The organism is Rossellomorea sp. QJM3NY_18 (assembly GCF_056173145.1).
The window spans coordinates 3,840,387-3,853,004 of sequence record NZ_CM149659.1 but is presented as its reverse complement, the minus strand read 5'-3'; the positions used below and the strand labels follow the sequence as shown (position 1 = coordinate 3,853,004).

Genomic DNA, 12,618 nt, shown 5'->3' with positions numbered 1-12,618 from the left:
CGTTCAATATCGAAATACTTATTAACGGAAGTAAAAAGGAATTATTCCTTAAAACATTAAACGAAGGAGTGACCTCATGACAAACCCGAATCTAGAAACGAATCCACCTCAGAAGGAGAAGGGATTTCTTCGCTTTTTAGGCGGAATCGAGAAGGTTGGGAATAAACTCCCCGACCCATTTATGCTATTTGTGTACTTATCTGTTTTCATCGTATTATTCTCGTGGTTTATTTCCAGTTTAGGCGTCACGGTCGTTCACCCGAAAAACGGGGAAGTGCTGGCGATCAAAAGCCTGGTATCCGGAGAAGGTCTTCAGTACATACTCACCTCCATGCTCGATAATTTCACGGGATTCGCACCACTTGGCCTCGTACTTGCCATGATGCTCGGTATTGGACTCGCCGAAAAAGTGGGACTGCTTGAAACAGCCATCAAGAAAACCGTACTGAATGCTCCAAAAGGGTTGATTACATATGCGGTCATCATGGTGGGGATCATGGGGAACCTGGCGTCAGATGCGGCGTTTGTCATTATCCCTCCCCTCGCTGCCATGATTTTCTACACAGTGGGAAGACATCCACTGGCAGGACTTGCCGCAGGATTCTCGGGTGTAGGGGCCGGATTCACGGCAAACTTCGTCATCACCGGAACCGATGCCCTACTGGCAGGGATTTCAACAGAAGCGGCAAAAGCCTTCGATGTCACCGTGACGCCGGTGGATAACTGGTATTTCATGATTGCATCAGTCGTGTTCCTGACCGTCGTCGGTGCATTAGTCACAGAAAAGATCGTGGAACCTAGACTCGGAACGTACAAAGGAAAAGTCGACAAAGTACTGGAAGAAGAAAGTCCATTAGAAGGGAAGGCGCTACGCAACGCAACGCTTTCTGGACTGGCGTTTATCGTATTATTGGTGGTTTCCATCGCTTGGCCGGATTCCCCGATGCGAAATGAAGATGGCGGACTCATCCCGTCTACCTTCTTATCAGGTATCATTCCGATCACTCTACTATTCTTCATCATTATCGGTGTCGCATACGGAGTGACAGTGAAGAAAATCCAATCAACAAAAGACATACCGAAGTACATGACGGAAGCCATGAAAGACATGGGCGGCTATATCGTCCTCATCTTTGCGGCAGCGCAGTTCATTGCCTACTTTGATTGGACGAACCTCGGGACATGGGTGGCCGTCAGCGGAGCGAATTTCCTTGAATCCATCCACATGACGGGGCTAGCAGGCATCATCGGTTTTGTCCTGTTGACGGCATTACTCAATCTATTAATCTTTAGCGGGTCGGCCCAATGGGCACTGGAAGCACCGATCTTCATTCCGATGTTTGCCACCCTCGGATATAACCCGGCGTTCGTTCAAGCGGCTTACCGGATTGCCGATTCATCCACGAATATCATCACGCCGATGAACCCTTATATTATTGTGATTCTTGCCTTTATGAAGGAATACGACAAGAAAGCGGGGCTTGGAACCCTGATTTCCCTCATGCTGCCTTATACGATTGCCTTCTTATCGGTTTGGATCGTACTGCTTCTGGCGTTTGCGTTATTGGGGATACCGTTTGGACCAGGGGTTGGAGTTTACTTGTAGGAACCGAGAAAGTACTATTTTACTAGAAAAAATATTTCGCCCACTGGTGAGTCACATTATTGGTGAACCTGTGGGCTTTTTTCATTTTCTTTCGTTCAAATTTACTTGTAATTTATGAAAGCGCTAACAAAAAATACGGTAATTTACCCTATTTTTACACTATTATGACAAATCCTGTTGTATACTGGTAGATGGTGGCGAATCTACCACTTTATAAAACTATGAACAGGGGGAAGAATATGAACGGGAAAACAATGAAGCGCCAATTGTTAAGTGTGACAGTTGCTTCCAGTATGGCTTTAAGCTTGTTTGCTCCTCCTCTATCTCAGCACGTATCCGCTGCAGATGAGGCATTTCAGGATTTAATTATTTCGGAATATATAGAAGGGTCCGGTTTCAATAAAGCAATTGAACTTTATAACGGTACTGATGAACCCATTGATTTATCAAATTACTCCTTAGAATTACATACAAATGGTGTAGAAACCACGGACAAGACTATGACTTTATCTGGCGTTCTTAATGCAGGAGAGACGTTTGTCCTCGCCCACAAGCAAGCTGTTCAGGACATTCTTGATCAAGCTGATATCTTAGACAGCAATGTCATCAATTTCAACGGAAATGATCCCATTACATTAAAGAAGAATGGTACTGTGATTGATTCCATCGGACAGGTTGGTTCAGATGCTGATTTTGCAAAAGACGTTTCAATCGTCCGTCATGATGCCGTTAAGTCAGGGGATTCAGATGTAACAGATGCATTTACCCTTACGACTGAATGGACAGATCAGGGCAAAGATGTATTCAGTGATCTTGGAACCCATCTATCAGAAGACCCAGCTCCGGATCCAACGCCAATAGAATTATCCACTATAGCAGATGCCCGCACAGCACCCAAAGGAACAGTAGTCAAAGTTCAAGGGACAGCAACAGCAGTCTTTGAAGCGGGTGGACAGATAAACCTGTTCATTCAGGACGGCACAGCAGGCGTCATCGTTCGTGCAAGCGGACTTACTGCCGATCCGGGTGACGAAGTAATCGCTGAAGGTAAACTTGGAGACTACTTTGGAATGCAGCAAATCGAAGCAACGGCTTCAAGCGTTGAAATCACAGAAGAAGACAAGGGAGTCCCATCACCAGCTTCTCTGACATCTACAGACCTCTCAGCAGAGAATGGTGAAGAACATGAAGGGATGTTTGTGGAATTTACGGATGTGACTGTGAAATCCAAAGACAGCAATGGTAACTTCACTGCAACAGACAGCTCAGGAGAGTTCGTCATCAAACCAAACGATGGCGCAATGCTTGTAGTTGGCAAAACGTACGAAATCCTCCGTGGAGTGGTTGATTATAATTTTGACGAATACAAACTGGTACCGCGAAATACGACAGATGTCATTGAAACAGCCTTCTCTGTAACGGCTGATCCTGCATCAGGATCTGTAGTCGAAGGGACGAAGGTTACACTTCAAACAGCAACTGAAGGTGGATCTATTCACTATACAACAGATGGCACTGATCCTACATCTGCCAGTCCTGAATATACTGCACCGTTAGAACTTACTTCTGATGTAACCATCAAAGCAGTCGTTGTAAAAGAAGGAGACACAAGTGAAGTTGCCACTTTCACTTACAAAATGCTTAAATCTGCAGACGGCTTAAGCATCCACGATATCCAAGGAGATTCCCATACATCTCCTTACGAAAACATGACCGTTTCAAACGTAGAAGGAATTGTGACAGCAAAGGCGGGTTCCAATGCATTCTACATGCAGGAAGAGACGCCTGACGATAACGTAGCGACTTCTGAAGGAATCTATGTTTATGCGAAAGGAAGTTCCGTAAACGCAGGGGACAAAGTGAATGTCGCTGGACAAGTAAAAGAGTGGAGAGAAGACGGTTATTCCGATGCGAAAGATCTTCTCACGACTCAAATTACTGCATCGGCTGTATCGGTTGAATCCTCAGGCAACACTGTCCCCGCGGCAGTTGTGATGGGTGAGGACCGCATCCCGCCTACTGAAGTGGTAGAAGATGATGAAATGAAAACATTCGATCCCGAAACAGACGGATTGGACTTCTATGAAAGTCTTGAAGGAATGCTGATTAAAATTCCTGATGCCACGATAACGGGTCCGATTGAATATGATGAACTTTCGGTCGTTGTGAATACAAGTGAAGACCAACGTCGCACAAGAGCGGGAGGCGTTTTGATTTCCCCTGAAGATTACAATCCTGAGAGAATGCTGATCGACGTCGATGGGATCAATATTAATGCGAAAACAGGCGATACCCTTAATGGATCCGTTACTGGAAACGTGAGCTACGACTACAGTAACTTCAAAATCCGTCCAACAGGGGATTTCCCTGAAGTCACTGACGGAGGAACAGTTCGAGAAGTGACCGCCATCACTCCGGTTAAAGAAGACTTGACGATCGCTTCATATAATATTGAGAACTTCTACGCCGGAATCGACCAAAGTAAAGTGGACAAGATTGCCGAATCGATGGTCAAGAATTTGAAAACCCCTGATATCGTCGGCCTTGTCGAAGTTCAGGATAATAACGGTCCAACGGATGATGGAACGACCGATGCAAGTGCTTCATATGAAGCCATCATTAAAGCGATTGAAGAAGCAGGTGGTCCGACATACGAATTCACTGATATTGCACCTACCGACAAAGTGGACGGCGGGCAGCCCGGCGGGAATATCCGTGTCGGATTCATTTACAATCCGGATCGCGTTCAATTGACAGACAAAGAAGCTGGAGATGCTGTCACAGCAGTTGATGTCGATGAAAACGGTCTTACACAAAACCCGGGACGCGTTGAACCGTTGAACGAAGCGTTTGATGATTCCCGTAAGCCACTCGCTGCCGAGTTCATGTTTAATGGTGAAAAAGTCATCGTCGTAGCGAATCACTTTAACTCCAAAGGGGGAGACGGCGCTTTATTCGGTGCGGAACATCCGGTTTTCCTTGGAAGTGAAGCACAGCGTGTTAAACAGGCTGAAATCATTAATAACTTCGTTACAGACGTGAACGAAAACGTGGAGGATGCGAATGTTGTGGTTCTGGGTGACCTGAACGACTTTGAATTTTCAAAACCTCTTAAGAAGCTTAAAGGTGATGTTTTAACCGATATGATGGAGAAGCTTCCTACTAAAGAGAGATATTCATATATCTATCAAGGAAACTCTCAAGTTCTTGATCACATTTTAGTAACGAATAATCTGGCTGATCATACGGACATTGACAGTGTGAACATCAACTCTGATTTCAGCGAGGAAGATGGACGCGCCAGTGACCACGACCCAGTTCTGGCGAAAATTCAATTTAGCAACAAGGTAGAGCGGATCTCCGGTGACGATCGTTACGAGACGGCCATCGAGATCTCCAAAAAAGGCTGGGAGTCTGCTGACACAGTCGTGATTGCACGTGGGGATATGTTCCCGGATGCCCTTGCAGGAGCTCCACTTGCTTATAAACATGATGCACCGATCTTATTAACACAGCAAAACTATTTGAATTCTGAGGTCAAAGCAGAAATCAAACGCCTTGGTGCAAAGAAAGCAATCATCCTTGGAGGAGAAGGGGCAGTATCCAAATATGTTCAGTATCAACTAAAAGGTTTAGGGCTTAAGACGGATCGTATCTCAGGGGATGATCGATTTGAAACAGCTGCGAATATTGCTGCTAAATTGGATGGAAATCCTGAAAAGGCGATTGTAGCAAATGCCTATCAATTTGCAGACGCTCTTTCCGTGGCATCCTATGCAGCACAAAACGGATATCCGATCGTATTATCTGCTCAAGACACACTTTCAAAAGCTTCCATCAAAGTCTTGAAAGACATTGATGAAAAAATCGTCGTGGGTGGAGAAAATGTCATCAGCACAGAAATTTTTGAAAGCTTTGATGAGGCGACCCGTTATAGTGGATTGGACCGCTATGAAACGTCAGCTGAAATCGCCAAGCACTTAACTCCACAAACAAATAGCGCGATCGTCGCAACAGGAGCCAATTTTGCTGACGCATTGGCAGGCTCTGTTCTGGCAGCCAAAGAAGGCGCTGAAATCCTGTTGGTGAAGAAGGACGAAGTTCCGAAAGATATCATGGAAGCAATTGAGATGGACCACATTACTAATTTCCATGTTGTAGGTGGCAAGAATGCTGTCAGTGAAGATGTTATGAATAAACTGAAGAAATAATAAGGAAATCAGTCGGGGGGATTTATTCCTCCGTCTGTGTAAATGGACCTATATTTTTTATTATAATATTTAGTAAATTAAGTACAATGCACATCAAAATTACTATATAATGGGTATTGTGGATAAAATTCCGACAAAAACCTACATATGAAAAGGAAGGGATGAACCAGATGAATATTAAGAAACCTTTATACGGCGTGTTGTCTACAGCAGCACTAGCCGCTGCCATTTTTGCAGTATCTCCGACGATCTCAGTTTCAGCAGAAGGGGACGATTTCGATTTAACAATCATGCATACAAACGATACGCATGCTCATGTCGAAGGGTACCCTCGCCTGGTTACGGCAGTGAATGAGCTTAGAACGGAAAAAGCGAATTCTTTGTTATTGGATGCTGGAGATGTATTCTCAGGAACTTTATATTTCAGACAATACCTTGGACAAGCCGACCTTCATTTTATGAATGAGCTTGGCTATGATGCTATGACTCTTGGAAACCATGAATTTGATAAAGACTCTAAGACTCTTGCTGATTTCATAAAGAAAATGGATTTCCCGATGGTATCTTCAAACGTGAAGGTGACAGGGGATAAAGACCTGGAACCAATATTTAAAAATGAGATTGGTATGTCTGCTGAAGGTGGGAATGTGTATCCTGCCGTGATTAAAGAGGTAGATGGAGAGAAAATCGGAATCTACGGTTTAACGACTCCAGATACAGCCTTTATTTCAAATCCTGGTGAAAATATCGTATTTGAAGATGCGGTAGAAAAGTCGAACTCTACGATCAAAATGCTTAAGGATAAAGGTGTCAACAAAATCATCGTCCTTTCTCATCTTGGATATTCCCATGATTTGAAATTGGCAGAAGCTGTGGACGGCCTTGATATCATTGTTGGCGGTCACTCCCATACGACTCTTGAAAAACCTGTAGTGATCGATAAGAAAGAGCCGACTGTCATTGTTCAAGCTGGTGAATACTTAAACTTACTTGGCTTATTGGATGTAACATTTGATGAAAATGGCGTAGTTACCGGAAATAACGGTGAGCTATTAGATCTTGAGACTTATGAAGAAGATGCTGAGGCACTTGCCAAGGTTCAAGAATTTAAAGCACCTCTTGACGAGTTGAAGAGTGAAGTGGTCGGTAAGACGGAAGTAGCTTTGAATGGTGAACGTGCAGATGTACGCAGAAAAGAAACAAATTTAGGAAACCTGATTGCCGATGGTATGGTGGCGAAAGCGAATGAGTTTGTCAAAACCCATATCGGTCTTCAAAACGGTGGAGGGATCCGTGCTTCAATCGATGCTGGTGAGGTCACTCTTGGAGAAGTATTAACAACATTGCCATTTGGGAATCAACTTGTCACACTTGACTTAACTGGTCAGGAAATCGTTGATGCCCTTGAGCACAGTGTAGCGAAAGTAGAAGGAAAAGATGCACCGGGAGAATTCCTGCAGGTATCAGGTATCCATTATAAGTATGATGTAACAAAACCGGCTGGTGAGCGAGTATGGCATGTCGAAGTCATGACGGATAATGGATTTGAAGAAATTGATTCTGACATGATGTATAGAGTTGCTACTAACGCGTTCACTGCAGATGGTGGAGACGGTTATACAATGTTCAAAGAGGCGAAAGAAGATGGTCGTCAAACCGATTTATTCATTACCGATTTCGAAGTGTTCTCATCTTACCTTGAAAACAACAATCCTATCTCACCAGTTGTGGAAGATAGAATCGTTCAAGAAGAAGCTCCGGAAGTAGCACGTTTGACCGGCGATACACGCTATGAGACAGCGGTTGAAATCTCGAAACAAGGTTGGGAAAATGCTGACACGGTCATCCTTGCCCGTGGAGATTCATTCCCTGACGCTTTGGCAGGAGCACCTCTTGCCTATAAGCATGATGCACCGATCTTACTAACTGAACAAGGTACACTTAATAAAGCTGCAAAAGCTGAAATCACGCGTCTTGGTGCTAAGAATGTCATCATTCTTGGTGGTAAAGGTGCTGTAAGTAACTATGTTAAATATCAGCTTGAAGGAATGGGACTTGATGTTGAACGTATTGGAGGGGACGACCGCTGGGAGACAGCAGTAAATATCGCTGCAAGCCTGGGTGGTTCACCAGAGAAAGCCGTAGTAGCCAACGGTAAAAACTTCCCTGATGCATTGGCAATTGCTTCTTATGCAGCAAGTAAGGGATACCCGATCCTGTTAACGGATAAAGATAAGTTGCCAGCTGAAACGACTAAAGCTCTAAAAGGCATCGACAGCACCATTGTAGTTGGTGGTGAAGCTGTGGTTGGCAAGAGAGTATATGATTCACTTCCAGATGCAACCCGTTACTTTGGACTTGATCGATACAGTACAGCAGCCAAGATCGCTACTGAACTGAATCCTTCTACTGATGTATATGTAGCCACAGGAAAGAACTTTGCTGATGCACTTGCTGGTTCTGTCCTTGCCGCTAAAGAAAATGCTTCAATGCTTTTAGTACAGCCAAATGATCTTCCAACCGTTACTTCTGATGCAATCCAAGAAATGAAAGCTAAGCATTTCAATGTTCTTGGTGGAGAAAATGCTGTAAGTGACGTAGTTGTAGAAAAATTAATGAAATAAGTCCTGTAAGTAAAAAAGAGCATCCAGTCGAAGCTGGATGCTCTTTTCATAGGTATACATTGTTCATTAGATCTTCGCCGTTTCCTTCTCCCGCTCAATCACTGCCAAACGCTCTGCCACTTCTTCCTCCGTCAAACCATGCTCCATAACATAGCGGTTTTCAGGGCTCGTGCGGCACTCATTCGAGCAGCTTCTCATATATTTATGCTCGTTTTCTTCGGAGCAAAGGATTTTGCGGTTACAAGGCGGGTGAGCACAGTTTACGTAGCGCTCGCAAGGTTCACCACTGTAGAAGTCTTTCCCTACGACAACGTGTTCTGTTTGGTTGACAGGAACACCGATGCGCTCGTCGAATACGTAAAGCTGACCGTCCCACAGTTGACCTTTTACTTCAGGGTCTTTTCCGTAGGTCGCGATTCCACCGTGGAGCTGTGCAACATTCTCAAAGCCTTCTTTCACTAACCAGCCTGAGAATTTTTCGCAGCGGATCCCACCTGTACAATACGTGATAATCTTTTTGCCTTCTAATTTATCTTTATTATCGCGGACCCAGTTCGGAAGATCGCGGAAGTTTTTGATATCCGGCTTCACGGCTCCTCTGAAGTGTCCAAGTTCATATTCATAGTCGTTACGTGCATCAAGAAGGATTGTATCTTCCTGCTGGATTTGTTCAAAGAAATCCTTTGGATCAAGGTACTCCCCCGTAAGCTCATTCGGATTTACATCATCTTCAAGACGAAGAGTGACAAGCTCTGGACGGTGTTTCACTTTCAATTTCTTGAACGCATGCTCGTCTGCTTCGTCGATCTTGAATACAGTATCCTTGAAATGTGGATCCTGTCTCATCGCTTCCATATAAGCTTCCGTCTGCTCGATCGTTCCGGAACATGTTCCGTTGATCCCTTCAGACGAAATCAGGATGCGCCCCATAAGGCCGATGTCCGCACACAGTTGTTTGTGCTGGGCAGTGACTTCCTCGGGGTTCTCAATGTCAACATAGTTGTAATACAATAATACTCGGTAATCTTTCATGTTTATTTCCACCTATCGATATATATTTGCAAGATATAATCTTAGGATTCAGTTCCTTATTACTCTTACGATGTACTATTATAACAAATTTTTATGAAATTGCATCATATGAGAGTGAGAAATACTGGGGATTGTGAGGGAATGGTGGTGGAAATTGGTTTTAAAACAAAAATATAAATACATTAAATTTGTAAAACTGGATACGATTTGAAACAATGAATATAAGAATAATTAAGGGGTTGTCACTACATATGATCAAAAAAATCATGCTGCTTTGTACTTTCGTCGCTATCAGTCTACTATTCGCAGGATGTCAGGAGAAGGCTCAGCCGGATGATCGCCTGCAGGAATACGTGGATCTTTGGAATAAAGGGAAGTTCGATAAAATGTTCTCAGACTATGCGAACTCCTCTACCAAGGAAACATTCAAAAAAGATGATTTTGTCACGAGATACAAAGATATCTATAAAGACCTCGAAGTGAAGGATGTCAAAGTATCTTTTAAAAAGCCTGACAAAGAAGTGGAATGGGACAAAAAATCGAAAGCGGAATTTCCTATGACCATTTCATATAACACCCTCGCCGGTGAAGTTTCATATAAAAAGGATGTCACGTTGACAAAAGAAAAGAAGGACGACGATGAAAACTGGTTTGTGGATTGGGACCCTTCGTTCATCCTGCCTGAAATGGAAAAGGGGGACAAGGTCGGAGTGGAAAGCATTTCTGCCAAACGCGGAGAGATCCTCGACCGGAATCAGCAGCCCCTTGCTGTCAACGGGGAAGCCTTTGAACTCGGGATTGTCCCGAAAGAATTCAATGAAAATGACTTGAGCAAGCTGTCATCTTTACTTGATTTATCACCAGAACAAATAAAGAGTAAATTGGACGCAAGCTGGGTGAAGCCTGACTATTTTGTCCCAATTAAAAAAATCGCCTTAAAAGAGCGTCCTCTCGCACTGGAAGTAATTGAACTTGACGGCCTTTACTCCAAACGGGTGCCTGCAAGGGAATACCCATACGGAGAAGCCACTGCCCATCTCACCGGTTATATCGGAAAGCTTACGGCCGAGAAATTGGAGAAGCTGAAAGACAAAGGCTATACAGCTCAGTCTTTCATGGGTTTAAGTGGAGCAGAAGAAGTCTATGAAGATGAGCTGAGGGGCAAAGACGGTCAGCGTATCTATCTGAAGAAACAAGATTCAGAAGACACGGTAACCGTGGCCGAGCAGCCTGTAGAGGACGGAAAGAACATCACCTTAACCATTGATGCCGAGATGCAAAAGAAGATATACGCACAGATGAAGGATGAAGCGGGAACGGCAGCCGCCGTTAATCCCCAAACAGGAGAGGCACTGGCCCTTGTGAGCACCCCTGCCTATGACCCGAATGAGTTCGTATTAGGGATGTCTGCAGAGAAATATAAGAAACTTGCGGACGATCCGAAAAAGCCGCTCCGGAACCGATTCCCGCTTACCTATTCACCAGGATCAACGATGAAGGGAATCACGGCTTCTGTCGGTCTGAAATCCGGCAAGCTGGATCCAAAAAAAATCTATGATATCCCTGGGAAGAAGTGGCAAAAGGATGAGTCATGGGGGAATTATAAAGTGGTCCGTGTTTTTGACAACGAGAGCAAAGTGGATCTCGAAAGCGCCCTTAAATTCTCGGATAACATCTATTTTGCACGAGTCGGACTAGATATGGGTGCCGAGACATTTATTGCAGGCTTGAAAGATTTCGGCTTTGGGGAAGAGATCCCTATGTCTTACCCGATATATAAATCACAGGTTTCAAACGACGGGAAAATCTCCAAAGAAGTCCAGCTGGCCGATTCTGCTTTCGGTCAAGGGGAAGTGCTGATGAGTATCGTACACATAGCAAGTGCATACGGCGGGATCATCAACGATGGCACCATGATGGAACCAAAACTCCTGAAGGATGAAGAACAAAAAGTGTGGAAGAAAGACCTGCTTTCAAAAGAACAGGCAGACATGATGAAAACGAATTTTCGAAAAGTGGTCACAGAAGGTATAGCCGGAAAAGCGAGTGTAGAAGGAAAAGCGATTGCCGGTAAAACAGGGACGGCAGAGATCAAGTCGGAGCAGGGAACGAAAGGCAAGGAAAATGGAGTGTTCGTTTCCTATGATCAGAATGACCCGTCCATGGTTCTCGCCATGCTCCTGGAAGATGTACAGGATGCCGGCGGGAGTACCCATACCGTCCAAGTGGCCAAGAAGTTTTATGATAGTTGGAAATAAAGAGGAAGAGAGGGGCATCTGCTCCTCTCTTTTTCAATGCTCAAGGGAAAGCACAAAAAATCCCCAAAGACCTCCTTTGGGGATTTAAGTGTTTATAAAGCAGTGACCATTCCACCATCCACGACCAATGATTGACCGGTTAAATAGGTGTTTGCATCTGAAACGAGGAAGGTAATCACCTTGGCAAATTCCTCCGGCTCACCGTAGCGTCCCAGGGGAATCGCTTTTTCACTCATACTTCTCAGCTCGTCAACGGTCATATTTCGCTTCTCAGCGTTTAGCTGATCCAGTTCTGCCACACGGTCTGTTGCAATTCTTCCGGGACCGACTGTGTTGATGAGAATATGATCCTGGGCTAATTCCCTTGATAAGCTTTTGGACAACCCGACCATTCCAGTTCTGAACGTATTTGATAGAATCAGACCGTCGATTGCTTGTTTCGTGGAAGATGAAGCGATATTCACGATCCGCCCACCATTATTCCTTTTCATATGAGGAATGACCTCTCTGATCGTTCGAATATAGCTGAGGAGGTTCAATTCAAAGGCATACTGCCAATCGTCATCCTCGAAGTTTTGAAATCCTCCCGCTGGTGGACCGCCAGTATTGTTGACGAGAATATCCACTCCACCCAGTTTCGATACCGCTGTTTTAACGAGGGACCGGATGTCTTCCGGGTTCGTCATATCACATGTTGTGTAATGAATGTTCTGATTCCCGGTTAATTCGATGATTTCTTTTGCGGTCTTTTGAAGCTCTTCTTCATTTCTGCTGGAAATAAGCACACGGGCACCTTCTTTTGCCAGTTCCAGTGACGTGGCTTTTCCTAAACCTTTACTTGATGCGGTCACGATGACTGCTTTATCTTTTAAACCGAAATCCATTTT

General features: G+C 44.4%; 6 protein-coding genes. 4 read left to right on the top strand and 2 right to left on the bottom strand.

Features of this window, described 5'->3' with window-relative positions; translation table 11 throughout:
* Positions 1 to 76 precede the first annotated feature (76 nt).
* From AC0VXY_RS19920 to AC0VXY_RS19910, 3 genes are all read left to right on the top strand, one after another.
* Complete coding sequence (locus AC0VXY_RS19920) at positions 77 to 1,606, top strand: AbgT family transporter (protein WP_475526293.1); 1,530 nt, start codon at positions 77 to 79, stop codon at positions 1,604 to 1,606.
* A 239-nt stretch (positions 1,607 to 1,845) separates the two neighbouring features.
* A complete protein-coding gene (locus AC0VXY_RS19915; RefSeq protein ID WP_475526292.1) occupies positions 1,846 to 5,817 on the top strand; it encodes a cell wall-binding repeat-containing protein in 3,972 nt (1,323 codons plus the stop codon).
* Between the two features lie 170 nt (positions 5,818 to 5,987).
* Entirely contained in the window at positions 5,988 to 8,441 is a 2,454-nt protein-coding gene (locus tag AC0VXY_RS19910; protein WP_475526291.1) for a cell wall-binding repeat-containing protein, read from the top strand.
* 66 nt (positions 8,442 to 8,507) lie between these two features.
* Here AC0VXY_RS19910 and trhO read toward each other — a convergent pair whose 3' ends face one another.
* Positions 8,508 to 9,473 carry an oxygen-dependent tRNA uridine(34) hydroxylase TrhO gene (gene trhO, locus AC0VXY_RS19905; protein ID WP_475526290.1) on the bottom strand — a complete coding sequence of 322 codons (966 nt, stop codon included), beginning with the start codon at positions 9,471 to 9,473 and terminating at the stop codon, positions 8,508 to 8,510.
* 251 nt (positions 9,474 to 9,724) lie between these two features.
* Between trhO and AC0VXY_RS19900 the strand changes: the two genes are divergently transcribed.
* Positions 9,725 to 11,731 carry a penicillin-binding transpeptidase domain-containing protein gene (locus AC0VXY_RS19900; RefSeq protein WP_475526289.1) on the top strand — a complete coding sequence of 669 codons (2,007 nt, stop codon included), beginning with the start codon at positions 9,725 to 9,727 and terminating at the stop codon, positions 11,729 to 11,731.
* A 92-nt stretch (positions 11,732 to 11,823) separates the two neighbouring features.
* Here AC0VXY_RS19900 and AC0VXY_RS19895 read toward each other — a convergent pair whose 3' ends face one another.
* Positions 11,824 to 12,615, bottom strand: coding sequence for an SDR family oxidoreductase (locus AC0VXY_RS19895; protein ID WP_475526288.1), 792 nt, complete (start codon positions 12,613 to 12,615; stop codon positions 11,824 to 11,826).
* Between the last annotated feature and the right edge of the window lie 3 nt (positions 12,616 to 12,618).

Coding starts and splice junctions, on each gene's coding strand:
- trhO (WP_475526290.1), bottom strand. CDS start 9,473: ATGAAAGATTACCGAGTATTATTGTATTACAACTATGTTGACATTGAG.
- AC0VXY_RS19920 (WP_475526293.1), top strand. CDS start 77: ATGACAAACCCGAATCTAGAAACGAATCCACCTCAGAAGGAGAAGGGA.
- AC0VXY_RS19895 (WP_475526288.1), bottom strand. CDS start 12,615: ATGGATTTCGGTTTAAAAGATAAAGCAGTCATCGTGACCGCATCAAGT.
- AC0VXY_RS19900 (WP_475526289.1), top strand. CDS start 9,725: ATGATCAAAAAAATCATGCTGCTTTGTACTTTCGTCGCTATCAGTCTA.
- AC0VXY_RS19915 (WP_475526292.1), top strand. CDS start 1,846: ATGAACGGGAAAACAATGAAGCGCCAATTGTTAAGTGTGACAGTTGCT.
- AC0VXY_RS19910 (WP_475526291.1), top strand. CDS start 5,988: ATGAATATTAAGAAACCTTTATACGGCGTGTTGTCTACAGCAGCACTA.